The sequence below is a fragment of the Autumnicola musiva genome (assembly GCF_031846585.1).
GTDB lineage: Bacteria > Bacteroidota > Bacteroidia > Flavobacteriales > Flavobacteriaceae > Autumnicola > Autumnicola musiva.
This window is the reverse complement of the sequence record NZ_JAVRHK010000006.1, coordinates 81114-102074: the sequence shown is the minus strand read 5'-3', so window position 1 is coordinate 102074 and position 20961 is coordinate 81114. Positions and strand designations below refer to the sequence as shown.

Below are 20961 nucleotides of genomic sequence, written 5' to 3'. Positions count from 1 at the left end.
GATGTTTATAAGTAGTTTAAAAGTTGACTCTTCCAAACGAGTTTCATATTGCAATTTTCTTACATTTAATAAAACCTTACTCGTCATGAATCCACGCGATCTTCAACTAACCGGGTTAAGACCCGAAATTCCTTCAGCAAAAGTTTCAGACAATATGAGCATGGAGGAGCAATTTCAAAACCAAACCTTAAGGCCGGTGGTTAAACTTCAGGATGAATTGCTGGTAGAAGTTTTTCGGAATTATATCTCAAAGCATAAGAATACCTTTTATGAACTGAATCTGGATAAACGGATGGAGTATATTGAAAACGCGGTGCAAAAGGATATTAAATTCAGGAATTCGCTTAAAGGGATTATTATAGGTCAGTTTACCCTGAAAGAATATGCTCAGTACATCAAGAATTCTTCTGCTCTTAATAAACGAATGATGAATATTGTAAAGGAACGCCTACAGGCAAATATTCAGCTTCTAGAAAAAAATATGGCGTATTAACAAACCTGTTATTATAGTTATAGCAAAGCTCATAAGTGTTCCTATAAGAACATATTCGGTTTGCTTTCTTGCGCCGGCTTCAGACTTATCACTAAAGCGTAGAATTGATTTTGCTGCAATTAGAAAACCTATTGCTGAAAAATTGTTGGTTAAAATAAATGTAAGCACCAGAATTCTTTCAAAAATTCCTATGTAGCGCCCCGCGGCTTCCAAGCTTACACTTTTTCCTTCTTCCAGTAGCTCATTATGCCAGCCTTCAGTGGATTTTCCTACAATAAAACCTACTGGAAATATTACCAGCAGATAGCCAATTATTATTGCCAGGGCAGAAGGGGATGATACAAAAGATACTACCATAGGTAGAACCTGGTCATATTCATTAGATAAATATACCCATACCAGTAATATAATGATAATATGAAATAATTGATCCAGCAAAAATACCTGCAGATTATCTTTGTTGTGCATTAACTTCCAGTAATCAATAAAAAAGTGGGTTAAAGCAATAAATAATGCTACATACCATAAGTGCCATTGTTGAAGCAGGATATAGGTTAATAATCCTGCAATAAATGAATGGATGTACAGGTATTTAGATGTAGCTTTATATTTTCTTTTATGGAGTACCCATTTTGTGGGCTGAAAAACAAAATCGGTGAGGATATGCGCAAGTAATAACTGAAGTAAAACGAGTACAGCAATCATGAGTTAAAATTTTGAGAAATAACTTTTTGATATCTTTCCAGTAAAGTAGAAATAGCTTCCCAACCTGCTGCCTTTTTTCTTTGATTTACGGCCGATTGACTTATTTTTAAGGTATTGGCTATTTCCTGTTCCTTATAATCATGAAGAAGGTAATAAACTACCTCTGCTGAAGCTGTACTCCATTTTTCAATGAAGGTATCCAGAAGCAGTAAACTACTGTTAAACTCTCCATTTATATTATCATCGGGTGTTTTTAACATTAATGTTCTTCCATTTTTTTTCATCTCATCCAGGGTCCGTCCTGAAAATTGAAAAGCCTGTCCGTTAGATTCCCCAATAGAATCACGGCGAAAATTATAGTCTCCTATTCCAATAGCAGTTTTGGAGTCGGCTTCTCTGGATAAGGTTCTTCTGCCGGAATTGGAGTTGTTCTGGATCTTATTAATGGCAGCCTTTAACTGAAGGGCTATATGCAATGCATTTTCAGGATTTTGTATAACCCCCTGAAAGCTATCTCCCCTATAAATTTTAAAGCTGTTTTCCTTTTTACCTTCTTGCTCCCAGATTAATTCAAACTCCTTATTCAGTATAGAAATAACTTTTGTTAACAACAATTTGCTGTAGTTAGAAGAATTAATTAAGTCGGCTGTAATCACGGCTATCATATTTCAAATATAAGATTTATTAGTCTAAAACCTAATAATCATTATTTATAAGCATATAGACTTATAAAATATTATTATAAGTCTTTAAACTTATAATAATAAGCTGGAAATCTTAACCGGCATATTAAACTTTTCCTAAAAGTTCTTTTAAGAATTATCGGATACTTATTTTTAAAAAAATCAACAAATTTTACTATGAAAATTAATAAGAAAGAGATCTACTATAAAGCTTTAGAAGTGGTAAATGAACAAATTGAAAAATACCAGGGCGAAATGGATATGATTAAAGAATCTATGGATGCCAATGATGTGAAAACCGATTATGATGAGGACAACCGCGGAAAACTCTTAGGAGATTTTGAAAAAAATGCTGATCATCTGAGCCACGCCCGTGAAATGAAAGAAACCCTTAGCCGGTTAGATTTAGATCATTTTAGTGAAACAGTAGATTTTGGAAGTGTAGTGGAAACAGAAAAAAACTATTATTTTATTTCAGTGCCCCTGGGAGAGTTACAGTTGGAAAACGGGAGTAGCTTTTTTGCCATTTCAACAGAGGCGCCTGTATACGAAGGCTTAAAAGGAAAGAAAGCGGGAGAAAGCTACAAGTTTAATGGAAAAGAATTTAAAGTAATAGCCCTTCACTAATATTATTCAGGATATTCGACTCGTAAATGATAAATATTCTTAAGCTTGCGCTTAAGAATTTTTTTTACGAGTTGGATTTCTTTAAAAGTAATATTGGAATTCAGGAATTGCCCATCTTCCATCTGTTTATTGATAATCTTTTCTACAAATTCGTCAATTAGAGTTGAAGTAGGCTCCTTAAGACTTTTACTGGCTGCTTCTACACTATCACACATCATAAGAATTGCCGTTTCTTTACTAAAAGGAATAGGGCCGGGATAACGAAAATCATCAGGATCTACTTGTTCACTGCTATTCTCTTTTTCCTTCATTAAAAAATAATAAACTGTACTGGTACCGTGGTGGGTTCTTATAAAATCGATCACCCTGTCTGGCAAATTGTTCTTTTTGGCAATTTCAATTCCTCTTATTACATGCTCAATAATAATTTCTGCACTTTCTCTTGGAGATAATTCATCATGCGAATTTACAGATGTGGTTTGATTTTCGGTAAAATAAGTAGTATTCTGCATTTTGCCAATATCATGATAAAGTGCCCCTACCCTAACCAGCATAGCATTGGCGCTAATCTCATTGGCTGCCGCCTCTGCCAGATTGGCAACGTTAAGGGAGTGATGAAAAGTCCCCGGTGCTTTTTCAGCTAACTCCTTCAGCAGTTTGGAGTTAGTATCGGAAAGTTCTAGCAGAGACATGTCAGACACCATTCCGAAGATCTTTTCATAAATGTAAATAAGTGGTTGAACAAAAAGGGTTGCCAGGCCACCAAGCAAAAAAGTGAGAAAAACCTCCCCTTTCACATCAGTAATACTCCCTTCCTGAATAATGGTAAAAGCAAAATAAGAAATAATATAAACCAGGGTAATCTGCCCAACCGAAATAAAAAGGTTCGCACGTTTATAAAGTTCAGAAACCGTGAGAATAGTAACAATTCCTGCAATGATCTGCAGGAACATATATTCGTAGCTGTTTGGCACTATAAAACCCAGTAATAAAACCGTAATAACGTGGGTAAATAAACCAAGGCGGGCATCAAAAAAGGCTTTTAAGGTAAGTGGCAAAATACATAGTGGCACAACATATACATAATCTATATTGAATTTTACCACCAGATTAGTGAGCATCACCATAAAGATGACGTTGAAAAAAATAAAAGTGACTTTCACATTATTTTCAAAAATCTCCCACCTGTATTTCCTGATAAAAAGCAGTAACATGAGCAAAGCCAGGGCTACAAGTGTACTGTACCCCACCAAAATCCAGTTATAATTGTCCTGGCTCCATACCTGTGATTCGTATTCCTGCTTCAGGGATCGCAGAATATTATATTTATCGTTATCCACCACTTCCCCTTTGGCAATCACCCGGCTACCCTGCTCAATAATACCACGGGTATAGGAAATACTATTCAGCTTACTCTCCAGTTCCTTTTGAGTAAGGTCGTTATTAAAGACCACATTAGGCTCAACAGAATTAAAAAATACTTCAAGTAATTCATTCTTGAAAAAACCTATGTTTGCCTGATCAATTTCATTGCTGAGAAAACTGCGGATATCTCCCTGCTTCAAAATCTTCTTATAGGTTACCTCATAAGCTTCATTTCCCTTGCGCAAATAAACCAACTGCTCCGGTCCCATCCTGCTGCTTTCCTGCAGGAGTCCATTTTTGTAAATCTTATCTATTGTTTTCTCTACAAAGTTATTAAGAGGGCGTTCGGCAAGATCCAGAATACTATCGCTAAAAGTTCTTTGCACTTCATGCAGGGCATCGGCCTTTACCCGCTTTACCATTTCGGTATTAAACTCGTAATAAGGAATAAGGCTGTTCTTTATCTCCTGTCTTTCCTGCTGAATTTCCTCTTCAGTCTTTAAAATGGCAAAATCAAAAGGAGCATATAAATTCTCGTACTGCCATGGCTTATTTTTGGGAATATCGTACTTAAATTTTCCGCCCTTCGGAAGAAGATAAACAATTAAAACCGCAGATAGTATGAATAAAAATATCTTGTAAAAAAGCGCCTGATTTTTATAAAGGCCATTTATGAAATTGCTCATGTACATTCAGCTATTGATCAAATGTAATAAAAATCACCCTGAAATATACTCTATTGATAAGTTCCTTATAAAATCCTTAACTTCGCGGAAGCAAGAAATTAAATAAAAAAATATGAATAAAGAAGTAGTAATAGTGAGTGCTGCCCGTACTCCAATCGGGAGCTTTCTGGGAAGTCTTTCAAGTGTTCCTGCCACTAAATTAGGGACTATAGCTATAAAGGGTGCTCTGGATAAGATAAATTTGAAACCTGAACTTATAGAAGAAGTATTAATGGGAAATGTTGTTCAGGCAGGTGTTGGGCAGGCTCCCGCGAGACAGGCGGCTTTGGGTGCCGGTATTCCCGCAACTGTCCCCTGTACTACCATAAATAAAGTATGCGCCAGTGGGATGAAAGCACTAATGCAGGCCGCACAGTCTATTATGCTTGGTGATACGTCTATAGTTGTTGCCGGCGGGATGGAAAACATGAGTTCTATACCGCATTATCTTCACCTTAGAAAAGGTCATAAATTTGGTCCTGCTGCTATGGAAGACGGATTGCAGAAGGATGGCCTGGTAGATGCTTATGACCAGAATGCGATGGGTGTTAGTGCAGATTTGTGTGCCAAGGAGTATAACTTTTCCAGGGAAGATCAGGATGCTTTTGCAATCCAGTCCTATGAAAGATCTGCCAAAGCATGGAAAGAAGGAAAATTTGATAATGAAGTTGTGCCGGTAGAAGTGCCTCAACGCAAAGGGGATCCTGTAATTGTAAAGGAAGATGAAGAATACAGGAATGTAAAAATTGATAAAATTGCTTCTTTAAGGCCTGCTTTTAGCAAAGACGGAACAGTAACCGCAGCAAATGCGTCTACTATAAATGATGGAGCAGCTGCTATGGTTCTAATGAGTAGGGAAAAGGCTGAAGAATTAGGCTTAAAAATTCTGGCTACAATTAAAGGTTTTGCAGATGCCGCACAGGAGCCAAAATGGTTTACAACTTCACCTGCCAAAGCTCTTCCTAAAGCACTTTCAAAGGCCGGAATTGACCAGGAGGAAATAGACTATTTCGAATTTAATGAAGCTTTCTCTGTTGTTGGTCTTGCCAATATGAAGATTCTGGGCTTAAGCAACGAAAAAACAAATGTAAACGGCGGCTCTGTTTCCCTTGGCCACCCTCTTGGCTGCAGCGGTGCCAGAATTGTGGTAACATTGTTAAATGTACTTGAGCAGAACAATGCCACGCTGGGAGCAGCTGCAGTATGTAACGGCGGCGGTGGAGCCTCAGCAATGATTATTAAGCGACATTCTTAAACGACCTGATAACCATTATTGAATGCAATACGGTATTTGCCATTTAAGCATCGTCCCCATTCGTTTCTCGGCTTCAGATCAGAGTGAAATGGTATCTCAACTATTATACGGTGAACATTTTAAGATTCTCGAAGAACGCGGAAAATGGAGCAGAATTCGTGTTGCTTTTGATCAACTGGAAGCATGGATTGATAATAGACAATACCTCAAGCTCACGGAAGATCAATACGTGCAACTTGAAGAGCAGGGATCTAATTTATCTGCAGATCTTTTCAGCTATATTATAGATGCAACAGGACAACTACTACCGGTGCCGTTAGGTGCCGTTCTCAATTTCTTAAAACCGCTAGGGCATTCCTTTGAAGGTGAAATGACTACAGACAGAAAAGAAAAGTCTACTCTTATCAATACTGCTCTTCTTTACCTGAATAGTCCATATTGCTGGCGTGGAAGATCTCCCTTGGGAATTGATTCCAGCGGTTTTACACAAATGGTTTATAAGCTGAACGGCTATAGATTAAAAAGAACTTCCGCAGAACAAGCCACTCAGGGAGCTCCATTAAGTTTTATTGAAGAAAGCGAACCGGGAGATTTGGCTTTTTTTGACAATAATGAAGGGATTATTGAGCATGTGGGAATTATGATGCAGGATAACCATATTATTCATGTAGACGGGATGGTACGGATTGACCGTATAGATCATTCCGGGATTTTTAATGTAGACCAAAAGCGGCATACTCACCAACTTAGAGTAATTAAGAAGATAATTTAATCCTGATGTTTTGTGCTGTAAAAATTGGCTTCGTGCTCAATAAAATTATCGTAATAAGTATCAGCATTATTTGCTTCTATTTGATATAGTAAAATTCTAAAAGGTTGCTGTACATCGTAATAGAAAATTTTATCCAGAAAGTTGAAAAATTTATAATTTTCATTGAAGTATGAGAAAACCGGCTGCATATAGGAATTGATAAAATTATAGTCATGATATTGATAGACATGGATGATTTCATGACTTATAGTTCGATAATTTTCAAGTTCACTGGTCTTTATCATAATAGCTGTACCCACAGCATACCCAAGCGATTGTGACCCTGTGGAAGTTGTTCCGGTTTCTCTTTCAGAAAACATGAATACTCCAGATTTCAAGGTTCTCTCTAGTTCAAATTTACCTCTCTGTGTAGCATAAGCAGTTCCTATAAGTGCTGCAGGATAAATTTGATACTTGAATTTAAAACCATCTTCAAAATGAAATTCCAAACGATTAAAGCCTATATTTAAATTGTACTGGCTCCAGATGGGCTTATTTAGAGCTGCATTTTCAATAATTGAGATACCTGCGGAGTTTAATACTTTAGCCGGCCAGCTGTAAATAAGATTTTCTTCTGCAGCAATCCTGCCTACCAGGTTTTTACTTTCATAAACAAGATACCCACCCACAACTCCTTTAGACATACCTTGTAATAAGGTTGGGAAAAATCGATCTGTCTTGTCTTTATTCATTATAGCTCCTACTCCGCTAAAAATTGCTCCAACAGAAATATTATAAAGCGCCGCTTCGGCGTTATTAGCCTGCGCCCGGGATGTATAGTTTCCGGGGAAAAACAGGATAAAAACGATATAGATAAATTTCTTTAAGATGAGAAAACAATTACATTCTGAAGTTAAGCATTAATATAAAAAAAGCCGCTGAATTTCAGCGGCTTTGATTTTACTTAAAGTAAGTTAATGATTTACTGTTGTTGGTTCTGAAGCATAGCATCCATTTCAGCTACTTTATCCTCATTACCTAATTGCGTGTAAATATTTTTGGCAGTTCTTACAGCCTCGCTATTAGATGGTTTATTCTGAATAACTTCTTCAAGATAAGGAATTGCCTCTTCATAAATTTGGTTTCTTTCTTTCTGCAATTCATCATACTTCTTGGTATCTTCCTTACTCATTCCAAGGTTATTCATTTCATCAATGATTTCTCTCTCTTTGCCAAGAATTAAAGCCACCATATTTAATTTGGCGTCAGTCATCTCTGGATCTAATTCCACAGCTTTTTGGTAATACTGCATTGCTTTTTCTGTATTTCCAAGATCAGCACTGTTTACACCAAGATTATAATAAAGAGAAGGATTGTCTGGTGCCTGTTCCACCACTTTTTCCATTATCTCATTATATTTCTCTTTATCCCCCATATTGTAGTACATATTAGCCTGAACCTGCATCAACTCAATATCATTAGGATTTTCCTGCATTGCAGACTCCATTGCAGCTTCTGCCTTATCATATTTCTCCTGACTTACATAAATTCTTGCGATAAGGCTGGTAATATCACCTCTTTTAGAAGGAACTTTTTGTTCTCTGGGGTCAGAGTATTGGCCAGTTTTCGTCATAAGATCCATCTGCTCTTTACTACCCATCATTTCTTCCTCACCAGTTTCAGAATTCACTGCGTAGTATTCAGTGCCGCTACCATCATATCCTATTTCATTAAGAGTATTTAAATATTCAAGGCCCTTTTCATAATCTTCTGCCTGTACGGCATTATTTGCTGCATAATAAAGATGGATAGTGTCGGTTTGTCCACTTAACTGATAGCTGGTGTATAATTTTTCAGCAGCATCTGAAAACTTTTGTGCATTCTGATCGGCAATTGCACCCTGTACCAATCCATTTCTTACAGCTACAAGACCCTCTTCAGCCTCGTCAGACCCCATATCTTTAGCTTTTTGATAGGCATCTGCGGCAGTTTTTAAGTCTTCAATAGAAACATTTTCACCTGAACCAAGATAAGCCTGGCCTTTATACAGGTAGAATCTTTCTGTCCATCTGTCATTTGCTTCAGAGATCACCTGTTCTGCTGTACTCAGCAAGGTCTTAGCCTCTCCATAGTTGCCATCTTCAATGGCATCCTCAGCATCTCTAATTTCGCTTTTTTGGGCGATTGCTGTCATGGCTAAAAAAGACAACGCCAGCGTCAAAATATTCGTTTTCATTTGATTTTGGTTTAATTATTTAATTATTCTTCACTATCGTCAGCAATAGTTGTGCCATTGGTATTTATATTGCCAGTATCAGGAGTTTCAGCATCGTCCATGGCTTCTACATCATCCTCATCATGAAGCACTTTTGCCACAGCAGCAATGGAATCTTTTCCTTTTAAATTGATTAACCTGACACCCTGGGTTGCACGCCCCATTACACGAAGATTTGACACTCCCATCCTGATAGCAATTCCCGATTTATTAATGATCATAAGATCGTCTTTATCGGATACATTCTTAATGGCGACAAGGCCACCTGTTTTCCCTGTAACAGATATGGTTTTTACGCCCTTACCTCCTCTGTTGGTGATACGATAATCTTCAAGATTGGAACGCTTTCCGTAGCCGTTTTCTGAAACAACAAGAATATTGGATTCCATGTCATTAACTGAAATCATTCCAACTACTTCGTCATTATCGTCAGCTAATCTAATACCCCTTACCCCGGAAGCATTTCTTCCCATAGGTCTGGTTTTTCCTTCCTCAAACCTGATGGCTTTACCACTCTTTACTGCCAGCATCACCTGGCTTTCACCATTGGTTAATTTTGCCTCCAGCAATTCATCATCGTCCTTAATAGTGATAGCATTTATCCCGTTTACCCTGGGTCGTGAATATTGTTCCAGAGATGTTTTTTTCACCTGGCCTTTTTTAGTAGCCATAATAACATAATGGTTGTTGACATATTCCTCATCTTTAAGATCCTGGGTACATATAAATGCTTTTACCTTATCATCCGGCTCTATATTTATAAGGTTTTGGATTGCCCTTCCTTTGGAAGCCTTGCTACCTTCAGGTATTTCATAAACCCTCATCCAGAAACATTTTCCTTTTTGGGTAAAGAACAACATGTATTGATGATTAGTTCCTGCGAAAAGATATTCCAGAAAATCTTCATTTCGGGTAGTAGAGCCTTTTTGCCCTACGCCTCCCCTATTTTGGGTTTTATATTCAGTTAAAGATGTCCTTTTAATATAACCGGCGTGAGAAATGGTAATTATTACCTGCTCATCCGGGATCATATCTTCTATACTCAGATCTCCTCCCGAATATTCTATTGTGGAGCGGCGCTCATCACCATATTTTTCCTTTACTTCCAGAAGTTCATCTTTAATAACCTGCATTCTGCGTTCTTTCCTTGCAAGTATATCTTTAAGGTCTTCTATGGTTTTAAGGATTTCGTCATATTCAGCACGTAATTTATCCTGCTCCAGACCGGTAAGTTGCCTTAAACGCATTTCAACAATTGCCCTTGCCTGAATTTCGGTTAATTCAAAACGCTCAATCAGTTTTTCCCGTGCTTCTTCAGCGTTTCCTGAAGCCCTTATCAGCGCAATTACTTCATCTATATTATCTGAAGCAATAATTAATCCTTCCAGGATATGTGCTCTTTCTTCAGCTTTTCTCAGTTCATATTTGGTTCTGCGAACCACCACTTCATGACGGTGCTCAACAAAATGATAAATAATGTCCTTAAGATTTAGCATTTCCGGCCTGCCATTTACCAGCGCAATATTATTTACACTGAAGGAGGTCTGCAAAGCGGTATGTTTAAATAAGGTATTCAGAACAATATTAGGAATGGCATCTCGTTTTAACTGATACACAATGCGCATTCCGTTACGGTCTGACTCATCCCTAATCAGGCTGATGCCCTCAATTTTTCTCTCATTAATAAGATCAGCCGTTTTCTTGATCATATCGGCTTTATTCACCTGATAAGGAATCTCAGTCACAATAATGCTTTCACGGCCATTCACCTCTTCCAGCGTGGTTTTGGCACGCATAACTATACGGCCTCTTCCGGTTTTAAAGGCCTCCCTTACACCATCATACCCATAAATTATTCCTCCGGTTGCAAAATCAGGAGCTTTAATATGCTCCATAAGTTCATCTATTTCAATATCATGATTGTCAATATAAGCAACCGTACCGTCTATAACCTCAGAAAGATTATGTGGAGCCATATTTGTAGCCATACCTACTGCAATACCACTTGCACCATTAACCAGAAGGTTTGGAATACGGGTTGGCAAAACAACAGGCTCATTAAGAGAATCATCAAAATTTAGCTGGGTGTCTACAGTTTCCTTGTCTATATCAGCAAGCATGTCTTCGCTTATTTTGCGCATACGAGCTTCGGTATAACGCATCGCCGCAGGACTGTCACCATCTACAGAACCAAAGTTTCCCTGGCCATCCACCAACATGTACCGCATACTCCATTCCTGGGCCATTCGCACCATTGTGTCGTAAACAGAAGAATCTCCGTGCGGGTGATACTTACCAAGAACTTCTCCTACTATCCTTGCTGATTTTTTATACGCTCTATTGGAAAGCACTCCCAGCTCGTACATACCGTAAAGTACTCTTCGGTGCACCGGCTTTAAACCATCACGTACATCGGGAAGCGCACGTGACACAATGACCGACATTGAATAATCAATGTAGGCCGATTTCATTTCATCTTCAATGTTGATAGGAATTAATTCTTCTCCTTCAGCCATATTAAAAAGTTTAATTAAGTTCAAAAATCTAACGTGCCAATTTACGTAAATTCTCCTTGTTTTATGCCGCACTGCATGAGGTTTGGATATTTTTTATTAACAAATTTTTAGTGCATGATCGTTAATAAGTTCACTATTTTGGATTTTGATTAATGAAAGTAATTTTGTCAATTAGCTTACGACTGATCTTAGGTACAGTTTTTGAAAACTAACTTATTGATTAGTTAAATAAATGAGAGAAAGGAAACAAAATGGATGATAATTTTTCACCTAGAGTAAAAGATGTAATTTCCTATAGCAAAGAAGAAGCCTTAAGGCTGGGCCATGATTTTATTGGTACAGAACATTTAATGCTTGGATTGTTGCGTGATGGGGACGGTAAGGCAATAGATATACTTAATGCGCTGGATATAGACCTTGGTCACCTACGGAGAAAAGTAGAAATATTAAGTCCGGCTACCCCTGGTTCGGCATCAGTTTCAAACGAAAAGAAGAATCTGCACCTTACCAGGCAGGCAGAACGTGCATTGAAAACAACGTTTCTGGAAGCTAAACTTTTTCAGAGCAGTTCTATCAATACTGCCCATTTGCTACTATGTATTTTAAGGAATGAGAATGATCCCACTACAAAACTTCTGAATAAATTAAAAATTGATTATGACGGAGTAAAAGATCAGTTTAAATATATGATCGCCAACGATGAAAATGATTTTTCTGACAGTCCTGCTGCAGAATCGTTTTCTGATGAGGGTGATACAGATGATGCCACCAAGGATAATCCATTTAGTGGTGGGGCAGGCAGTGGCCCCGGTAAAACTTCTAAGAAATCAAAAACTCCGGTTCTTGATAACTTTGGAAGGGATCTTACCGCTATGGCAGAAGCTGATAAATTGGATCCTGTTGTAGGGAGAGAGAAAGAAATTGAACGCGTGTCTCAAATTTTGAGCAGGCGTAAGAAGAACAATCCACTCCTTATTGGAGAACCTGGGGTTGGTAAATCGGCAATAGCTGAAGGCTTGGCTTTAAGGATTGTACAGAGAAAGGTTTCACGTATACTTTTTGATAAACGTGTGGTAACCCTTGATCTTGCCAGTCTTGTGGCAGGTACAAAATATCGGGGACAGTTTGAGGAGCGAATGAAAGCCGTGATGAATGAGCTGGAAAAAAACGATGATATAATTCTTTTCATTGATGAGATTCATACCATTGTTGGTGCCGGTGGAGCCACAGGTAGCCTGGATGCCAGCAATATGTTTAAACCTGCTCTTGCACGGGGAGAAATCCAATGTATTGGAGCCACAACTTTGGATGAGTACAGGCAATATATCGAAAAGGATGGTGCTCTGGAAAGAAGGTTTCAAAAGGTTATCGTTGAACCTACAAGTGTAGAGGAAACTATTGAAATCCTGAATAATATTAAGGACAAATATGAAGATCATCATAATGTGGTTTACACCGATGACGCTATAGAAGCCTGTGTAAAACTTACCAATCGGTATATGACGGATCGGTTTCTACCTGATAAGGCTATTGATGCCCTGGATGAAGCAGGATCCCGAGTTCATATAACAAATATTGATGTTCCAAAACAAATTCTTGATTTGGAACGCCAGCTTGAAGAAGTAAGGGAAAACAAAAATTCTGTTGTTAAAAAACAGAAATATGAAGAAGCTGCTAAACTAAGGGATGATGAAAAAAACCTGGAAAAGGAATTAAGCCTTGCCCAGGAACGGTGGGAAGAGGAATCTAAAAAACACAAAGAAACTGTAAGCGAAGATAGTGTTGCCGATGTGGTTTCTATGATGACAGGTGTTCCTGTAAACCGAATTGCCCAAACGGAAAGCAATAAGCTTGTAGAACTGCCTAAGAAAATAAAAGGTAAAGTAATTGGCCAGGATGATGCTGTAGCTAAAGTGGTAAAAGCAATTCAAAGAAACCGGGCAGGATTAAAAGATCCTAATAAACCAATTGGTTCATTTATTTTCCTTGGGCAGACAGGTGTGGGGAAAACTCAGCTAGCCAAGGTTCTTGCGCGTGAATTATTCGATAATGAAGACACACTCATTAGAATAGATATGAGTGAATATATGGAAAAATTCGCAGTATCAAGATTGATAGGTGCGCCTCCCGGTTATGTGGGATACGAAGAGGGTGGACAGCTAACTGAAAAAGTTAGACGTAAACCTTACGCCGTAATTCTGTTGGACGAGGTTGAAAAAGCCCATCCTGATGTTTTTAATATGTTGCTACAGGTTCTTGATGATGGATATTTAACTGATAGTTTAGGTCGTAAAATTGATTTTAGAAACACTATAATTATAATGACCTCCAATATTGGAGCAAGAAAACTGAAAGATTTTGGACAGGGTGTTGGTTTTGGAACATCTGCTATGAAATCTCAGGTAGATGAGAATGCCCGCAGTGTTATTGAAGGGGCTTTAAAGAAAGCATTTGCACCAGAATTTCTTAACCGTATTGATGATGTAGTGATTTTCAATTCGCTTGAGAGAGAAGATATCCATAAAATTATAGATATAGAGCTTTCGAAATTATATGGCAGAATTGGCAGTTTAGGATATAACCTGACTTTAAGTGACAAAGCCAAAGACTTTATAGCAGATAAAGGTTTTGATAAACAGTATGGAGCACGACCCCTTAATCGTGCGATTCAGAAATATATCGAAGATGCTCTGGCCGAAGAGATAATTACTTCACATATTAATGAAGGCGATACTATTTTTATGGATCTGGATGAAGATAAAAATGAGCTGACGATAAACGTTGATAAAACCGTAAAGGAAACCGAATCCTGATTATTAAGAATTGATTTCAATTATAAGCCGCTCGTTAATTCGAGTGGCTTTTTTATTCTCCTGTATTTGCAATAATCAAATCTATTGGAGCCGGAATTCCGCTACATTCTTTGTACATGAAGCTCTACAATTTTAAGAAATTGAAGCCATAACCGCTGTGAATAAGCGGATTGGTATAGATAAATGCACCGCAGGTGGAAATTCAGATAACGATCCCCTATCAATCCCCTGTATTTTGAAGCAATTGAACTTAGTATAATCTTTCAGTGGGCAACCACAATTTAATTCCCCAGGTAAGCATTCGTAATTTCCCGGTTTTCTAAAAATAGCTTAGCTTTTTTTATATATGGAGCCATTGTCACATCTTCAGAAAAAACAGGTACTTCTCTTCTAAAATCAAAAAGAAAATCATTAAGAATCGGAGAAGTTTTGGCAGGCTCACGAAAATGTATAGCCTGAGAAGCATTAAATAATTCAATTGCAAGCACAGTATTTACATTCTCAATAATCTGAAGGTTTTTAGTTGCGCTGTTCGCTCCCATACTTACATGATCTTCCTGGCCATTAGAGGAAACAATAGAGTCTACTGACGCCGGAGCGGCTAATTGTTTATTCTGGCTAACAATACTGGCAGCTGTATACTGCGGAATCATAAAGCCACTGTTCAACCCGGGATTTTCCACAAGAAAAGTAGGTAAACCGCGAAGACCTGAAACAAGCTGATAGATTCTCCTTTCTGAAATATTTGCCATTTCTGCCATTGCTATGCTTAAATAATCCAGGGCAAGAGCCAGCGGTTGTCCATGAAAATTGCCACCTGAAATAATCTTATCTGCTTTAATAAAAATATTTGGATTATCGGTCACCGAATTAATTTCTGTTTTGACCGTTTTCCTCACAAAATCCAGAGTATCTTTTGTAGCTCCGTGCACCTGAGGTATGCAGCGAAAGGAATAAGGATCCTGAACATTTTCCTTTTCCTGTAAGGCAATTTCACTACCTTCCAGGAAAGCTCTTATGCGCTCTGCTGTTTTTACCTGGCCCCTATGCGGTCTAAGCATATGCACCAGCTCATCAAACGGTGAAAGATTACAATCAAAGGCATCAATAGAAATTGAACTTATTAGATCGGAAAAATAAGCAAGTTTATAAGATTTTATCAAGGCATAAACAGCATGGGCACTCATAAATTGTGTTCCGTTCAACAGGGCCAGCCCTTCTTTGGATTGTAGCTTTACCGGCTCCCAATCCATTTTTTCCAGTATTTCCTGACCACTGATAATTTTTTCTTTATAATAAACTTCACCGTCTCCAATTAACGGAAGCGCAAGATGTGCAAGCGGTGCCAGGTCTCCTGAGGCTCCCAATGAACCCTGTTCATAAATAACAGGCAGGATATTTTCATTATAAAGCGCTATTAACCTGTTTACGGTTTCTAAAGAAACACCCGAATTGCCGTAGCTAAGAGATTGTATTTTCAGCAAAAGCATTAACCTCACTATAGGTTTGCGCACTCTATCGCCCGTTCCGCATGCATGGGATCTTACCAGATTTTCCTGAAGTTCAGTAAGTTTTTCCGAAGATATTTTTACGTTGCAGAGTGCCCCAAAACCGGTATTTATACCGTATACCGGTGCAGTACTTCTGGTTATTTTCTGATCTAAATATTCCCTGGATTTTGTAATATTCAGCCTTGCTTCATCACTAAGTTCCAGTATTTTTTTCTGATCAGTAATTTCCTCTATCTGTTCAAGATCTAAAACTGCGGAAGTAATGTAATGAGTGCTTTGCATGAAATTTGACAAAAAGTATCTGTTCCTGCAAAAATCTTACTTCCATTCAAGGAATCCAAATAAGACTGCTGTTATTTAAGAATTTTGAATATCTTCTTTTCCTATTATATCCTGTTACTTATCGTTCTCACTATTATTGCTTCGAAGAAGATCATTATAAGCCCGTCCCATGTTATCAGCAATATCACCGGATATTAAACCTTCGTACGATTGTTCCTCGGCATAAATATCACCTGACCTTCCGTGTAAGTATACTCCCAAAACAGCAGCAATTAAGGGATCATATTTTTGAGAAAGCAGGCTGGTAATAACTCCTGAAAGTACGTCTCCGCTTCCGGCAGTTGCCATTCCGGGATTACCTGTGGTATTTATATACATGTTATTTTCATCAAAGGTAAAAGTATAAGCTCCTTTAAGTACTATAATTAGCTTATACTGCCTGCAAAATTTTCTAACCATATCAATTTTCTGAAAATCATCATTCCACTCCCCTATTAATCGCTGTAATTCCTTTGGATGTGGAGTCAAAACAGAATTTTCCGGAAGTAGTTCCAGCAAATCATTATTTTTAGAAAGAATGTTTAGGCCATCTGCATCTATAAGCATAGGTTTTGTAGTATTCTCAAGAAGTTCTTTAAAAGCACCGACTGTTTCCTCACTTGTGCCAATCCCCACTCCAAAACAAATCACATCTGCATCCAAACCTGTTTTGATATTGGTTAACATTTCAAAATTTTCATCAGTAATCACCATAGCTTCAGGCAAGCCTGTCTGGATAACATTGTATCCGCATTTTGGTACAAAAACAGTACAAAGTCCGGCTCCTGTACGCAAAACGGCTGTAGAGGTAAGCAAAATACTTCCTATTTTACCATAGCTCCCGCCAATAGTGAGGGCATGCCCATAACTACCTTTATGAGAATTCTTTTTCCTGGGATTATACAGTTGATGTGCTTCAGCCTTCCTTATTAGCTGAATATCTGTAGTGGTTTCTGCTAAATAATTTTGATCAAGCCCAATATCCAGTACCTGCATATCGCCTACAAAATCCATTGTTTGAGGTAAGAAAAAAACCAGTTTTGGCGATTGAAAAGTAAGGGTAAAATCGGCATTTATAACTGCATCATTCTTACCGGGAATTCTATCTGGAAATAATCCCGATGGCATATCTACGGCAAGAACAAAGGCATCAGAATTATTAATATGATTTATTAATCTGGCCATCCAGCCTTCAATGGGACGATTCAGGCCTATACCAAAAATAGCATCTATAACAAATTCTCCTTTATTCAAATCAGGAAAATCCTCTTCTTTTTTTATTAGTTCCGGCCATTGCCTGGTTACATTCTTTATCCTGTCATAATTCGCAAGAAAATCTTCAGACCTTTTCTCGGAATAATTGACTATAAAAACCTTTACCTGATAGCCATGTTCAATAAGCATTCGGCTAATTGCCAGACCATCACCTCCGTTGTTCCCAATTCCGCAGAAAATTTTAACAGAAATGGCGGCACCCTGCAGCCTTCGGTGTATTTCATGAAAGACTGTAGTGGCAGCCCTTTCCATGAGTTCTTCAGAAGTAATATTTTGATTTTTTATGGTAATCTCATCAGCCTCTTTTAGCTGCGATGCAGAAAATATTTTCATAATATGAAGTTTCAGTTTTACAAAATTAATTAATGCACACCATAGTTTTCTTAATTTCATTCTAACATCTATGTAGCTAATGCATTTAGGGCCTTTCACAGAAAAACCGGGAATTAAATATTGTATTCTAAGTGAAATCAATAAATTTGCGCAAATTTTATATGAAATGAAAGATATTGCCCTTATTGAGAAACATAAATCTCTGAATGCCAAGATTGTTCCTTTTGCAGGTTATAATATGCCGGTGTCTTACGATGGTGTAAATATTGAACATCAGAATGTACGGGAAAAACTTGGTGTTTTTGATGTGTCTCATATGGGTGAATTTTTGATTTCGGGAGAAAACGCCCTGGAACTCATTCAAAAAATATCTTCCAATGACGCATCAAAACTGGTGGACGGAAAGGCACAATATACTTGTATGCCCAATGAAACCGGCGGGATTGTAGATGACCTTATAATTTACAGGATTAATGCTGAAAAGTTTTTGTTGGTGGTAAATGCTTCTAATATTGAAAAGGACTGGAATTGGATTTCCCAGCACAATACCATGGACGCCACCATGAAGGATATTTCAGATGAAATGTCCCTTCTTGCTATACAAGGGCCAAAAGCTGCTGAAGCCATGCAGGCTTTAACTGAAGTTGATCTTAAAAAAATGAAATTTTACACCTTTGAAGTTGCAGAATTCGCAGGTGTGGAAAAAGTGATTATTTCGGCAACAGGATACACCGGCAGCGGTGGCTTTGAAATATATTTCAGAAATGAAGATGCAGAGCAAATTTGGGACAGGGTTATGGAAGCCGGTGCTGAATTCGGCATTAAACCAATTGGGCTGGCCGCAAGGGATACGCTTAGGCTGGAGATGGGTTTTAGCCTGTACGGGAATGACATTGATGAAAAAACTTCTCCCATTGAAGCCAACCTTGGCTGGATTACTAAATTCAATAAGGATTTTATCAATTCTGAAGCTCTCAAAAAAGAAAAAGAAGAAGGCCCTTCAAGAAAGCTGGTTGCATTTATGCTTGATGAACGTGGGATTCCTAGACAGGGTTATGATATAGTTGATAAAAATGGCACTGTTATTGGCATTGTAACGTCGGGTACCATGTCACCTTCCCTGGAAAAAGGTATTGGTCTTGGGTATGTACCAGCAGAATTTGCCGGACTTGGTAAGAAGATTCATATCCAGATAAGGAAGAAAAATATTCCTGCCACACAGGTGAAACTGCCCTTTTATAAAGGATAATTCATTTGGAAAAAATATTAATTTTAGGAGGTAGCGGATTTATAGGCAATTCTTTATACAGGGAATTACGGTCTTTTTTTGACACCTATGGAACGTACTATTCCGAAAATGAAACCTTCAGCAAAAATCGGCAGTTTTTTCAGTACGATATGGAAACTGAAAATATAACGGTTCTGCTGGAGAATCTGCAGCCAACTATAATTATTTCTGCGGTTCGGGGAAATTTTGATGCGCAGGTAGCAGCCCATTTCTATGCGATGGAATATATTATGCGGAGCGACTGCAAAATGCTATTTATTTCTTCCGCTAATGTGTTTGATGCGTTTACAAATTATCCGTCTTACGAGTATGATAAAACGCTGTCTCAAAGTATTTACGGAAGGTTTAAGATCAAAATTGAAAATGCCCTGTTGCGATTGCCTAACCATAAATATAATATTTTAAGACTGCCAATGGTATTCGGGTATAATTCCCCTCGGGTAAAAGAGCTTAAAACATTAATTGATTTAGAAGAAGCAGTGGAGGTATTTCCAAATGTGGTGATTAATGTTACTGAAATTCAAAAAGTAACGCAACAAATCCACTATATCATAAACAGAAAAAGAGAAGGTGTGTTTCATCTTGGCAGCACAGATTTGGTTCACCAACGGGATTTCACTAAAGATCTTTGCGAAGAATTAGGTATGCAGAATCCGCTTTTTAAGAACGTTTATGATTCCAATTTTGATCGTTTTCTTGCCGTTTTACCCAAGGATAATCTGCTGCCGGGCAATCTTCATATTACGGTGCAGGATGTAATTAAGGGCTGCAAAGAGCTTTAGCTGTTAATTTTTTATTAAACTGATTTTCAAGAATTTTCTTTCAACACCTTGTTCCTTAACTTAAACATTCAAAATCAACAATTATGGAAAAATTAAGTGAAGAAGCTATCAATAAAAAACTAGAGACTCTTGAAGGCTGGAAGTATGCCAAAAATGCCATACACACCTCATTTCAGTTTAATAATTTTAAAGACGCTTTTACGGTAATGACGCGTATTGCTTTTGAGGCCGAAGCCCAGCAGCACCATCCCAATTGGGGAAATGTGTATAACGAACTGGAAATTTCACTTTCCACTCATGACGCAGGAGGGGTAACCGAAAAGGATTTTAAGCTGGCAAATGCCATCGAAGAAATTGTTGAAGCCGGCTAAAACTGCAGGTATTTCTTTAATTACACGGTAAGAGAAAAGGAAGCTTCTGATTATAAAAATGATTAGAAGCTTTTTTATATTTTTGTCCCCGATTTTATATTTTATATAATGGGAAGAGCATTCGAATTTAGAAAAGCAAGAAAGATGAAGCGTTGGTCTGCAATGGCCAAAGCTTTTACCCGTATTGGGAAAGATATTGTAATGGCAGTAAAGGAAGGAGGGCCAGATCCGGACAGTAATTCTAAGCTGCGGGCGGTGATCCAAAACGCCAAGAGCGTAAATATGCCCAAAGACAATATTGAACGCGCCATTAAACGGGCTTCAGATAAAAGCCAGGGAGATTACAAAATTGTACTATTTGAAGGTTACGCCCCTCACGGTATAGCCATTCTCGTAGAAACTGCTACCGATAATAATAACCGGACAGTGGCAAATGTACGCTCCCATTTTAATAAATGCGACGGAAATTTGGGCACATCAGGATCGGTGGAATTTATGTTTGACCATACCTGTAACTTTAGGATTAATGCTGAAGGTCTGGATGCGGAAGAACTGGAACTTGAATTAATAGATTTTGGGGCTGAAGAGGTTTTTGAAGACGAAGACGGTATTCATATCTACGCACCATTTGAAAATTTTGGAAGTATTCAAAAAGAACTGGAAAATAGAAATATTGAAATAGTTTCTTCAGGCTTTGAAAGAATTCCACAGGTAACTAAAAAACTCTCTCCCGTTCAGGCTGAAGACGTTGAAAAATTACTGGAAAAGCTGGAAGAAGATGATGATGTACAAAATGTTTATCATACCATGGAGGAATCTTCTTCTGAAGAATAAATGTATAATATCAAACAAGGAGGATTAGCAAAATGCTA

Annotated in this window: 17 protein-coding genes; 9 read left to right on the top strand and 8 right to left on the bottom strand. The window is 37.9% G+C overall.

All coding sequences use genetic code 11. The features are described from left to right. Positions 1-85 precede the first annotated feature (85 nt). Positions 86-493 carry a glyoxalase gene (locus RM539_RS09945; RefSeq protein WP_311503244.1) on the top strand — a complete coding sequence of 136 codons (408 nt, stop codon included), beginning with the start codon at positions 86-88 and terminating at the stop codon, positions 491-493. Here RM539_RS09945 and RM539_RS09940 read toward each other — a convergent pair. Both RM539_RS09940 and RM539_RS09935 read right to left on the bottom strand, forming a co-directional pair. Beyond that, positions 470-1198, bottom strand: coding sequence for a DUF3307 domain-containing protein (locus RM539_RS09940; RefSeq protein WP_311503243.1), 729 nt, complete (start codon positions 1196-1198; stop codon positions 470-472). The genes RM539_RS09945 and RM539_RS09940 overlap by 24 nt on opposite strands. Beyond that, positions 1195-1863, bottom strand: a complete 669-nt coding sequence (locus tag RM539_RS09935) for a hypothetical protein (protein ID WP_311503242.1) — start codon at positions 1861-1863, stop codon at positions 1195-1197. The genes RM539_RS09940 and RM539_RS09935 overlap by 4 nt, the downstream gene beginning before the upstream one ends. Positions 1864-2058: 195 nt before the next feature. Between RM539_RS09935 and RM539_RS09930 the strand changes: the two genes are divergently transcribed. Continuing rightward, positions 2059-2508: a transcription elongation factor gene (locus RM539_RS09930; RefSeq protein ID WP_311503241.1), complete on the top strand. Its 450-nt coding sequence runs from the start codon at positions 2059-2061 to the stop codon at positions 2506-2508. Positions 2509-2510: 2 nt separating this feature from the next. On the opposite strand, the gene RM539_RS09925 is transcribed toward RM539_RS09930, so the two are convergent. Beyond that, positions 2511-4559, bottom strand: a complete 2049-nt coding sequence (locus tag RM539_RS09925) for an HD family phosphohydrolase (protein WP_311503240.1) — start codon at positions 4557-4559, stop codon at positions 2511-2513. Between the two features lie 112 nt (positions 4560-4671). Between RM539_RS09925 and RM539_RS09920 the strand changes: the two genes are divergently transcribed. Continuing rightward, positions 4672-5853 (top strand): acetyl-CoA C-acyltransferase, encoded by a 1182-nt coding sequence (locus RM539_RS09920; protein WP_311503239.1) that lies wholly within the window; start codon positions 4672-4674, stop codon positions 5851-5853. A gap of 22 nt (positions 5854-5875) precedes the next feature. After that, positions 5876-6625, top strand: coding sequence for a C40 family peptidase (locus RM539_RS09915; protein ID WP_311503238.1), 750 nt, complete (start codon positions 5876-5878; stop codon positions 6623-6625). Here the strand turns inward: RM539_RS09915 and RM539_RS09910 are convergent. From RM539_RS09910 to gyrA, 3 genes are all read right to left on the bottom strand, one after another. Beyond that, the gene (locus RM539_RS09910) at positions 6622-7356 is read right to left on the bottom strand and encodes a hypothetical protein (RefSeq protein ID WP_311503237.1); all 735 of its coding nucleotides are present in this window, start codon (positions 7354-7356) and stop codon (positions 6622-6624) included. The genes RM539_RS09915 and RM539_RS09910 overlap by 4 nt on opposite strands. Positions 7357-7586: 230 nt before the next feature. Next, a complete protein-coding gene (locus RM539_RS09905; protein ID WP_311503236.1) occupies positions 7587-8840 on the bottom strand; it encodes a tetratricopeptide repeat protein in 1254 nt (417 codons plus the stop codon). A gap of 23 nt (positions 8841-8863) precedes the next feature. Continuing rightward, positions 8864-11395: a DNA gyrase subunit A gene (gene gyrA / locus RM539_RS09900; protein WP_311503235.1), complete on the bottom strand. Its 2532-nt coding sequence runs from the start codon at positions 11393-11395 to the stop codon at positions 8864-8866. Positions 11396-11646: 251 nt separating this feature from the next. Here gyrA and RM539_RS09895 point away from each other — a divergent pair, with 251 nt between their 5' ends. Next, positions 11647-14208, top strand: a complete 2562-nt coding sequence (locus RM539_RS09895; protein ID WP_311503234.1) for an ATP-dependent Clp protease ATP-binding subunit — start codon at positions 11647-11649, stop codon at positions 14206-14208. 281 nt (positions 14209-14489) lie between these two features. Here RM539_RS09895 and hutH read toward each other — a convergent pair whose 3' ends face one another. Together hutH and RM539_RS09885 are read right to left on the bottom strand one after the other, a co-directional pair. Next, entirely contained in the window at positions 14490-16001 is a 1512-nt protein-coding gene (hutH, locus tag RM539_RS09890; protein WP_311503233.1) for a histidine ammonia-lyase, read from the bottom strand. Between the two features lie 114 nt (positions 16002-16115). Further along, positions 16116-17648 (bottom strand): NAD(P)H-hydrate dehydratase, encoded by a 1533-nt coding sequence (locus RM539_RS09885; RefSeq protein ID WP_311503232.1) that lies wholly within the window; start codon positions 17646-17648, stop codon positions 16116-16118. 166 nt (positions 17649-17814) lie between these two features. Here RM539_RS09885 and gcvT point away from each other — a divergent pair, with 166 nt between their 5' ends. The 4 genes from gcvT to RM539_RS09865 all read left to right on the top strand — a co-directional run bounded on the left by gcvT (position 17815) and on the right by RM539_RS09865 (position 20923). Next, entirely contained in the window at positions 17815-18897 is a 1083-nt protein-coding gene (gene gcvT, locus RM539_RS09880; RefSeq protein WP_311503231.1) for a glycine cleavage system aminomethyltransferase GcvT, read from the top strand. A 5-nt stretch (positions 18898-18902) separates the two neighbouring features. Next, positions 18903-19718, top strand: coding sequence for a sugar nucleotide-binding protein (locus RM539_RS09875; RefSeq protein WP_311503230.1), 816 nt, complete (start codon positions 18903-18905; stop codon positions 19716-19718). A gap of 83 nt (positions 19719-19801) precedes the next feature. Then, positions 19802-20089, top strand: coding sequence for a 4a-hydroxytetrahydrobiopterin dehydratase (locus RM539_RS09870; RefSeq protein WP_311503229.1), 288 nt, complete (start codon positions 19802-19804; stop codon positions 20087-20089). A 108-nt stretch (positions 20090-20197) separates the two neighbouring features. Then, positions 20198-20923: a YebC/PmpR family DNA-binding transcriptional regulator gene (locus tag RM539_RS09865; protein WP_311503228.1), complete on the top strand. Its 726-nt coding sequence runs from the start codon at positions 20198-20200 to the stop codon at positions 20921-20923. The last annotated feature ends 38 nt before the right edge of the window (positions 20924-20961 follow it).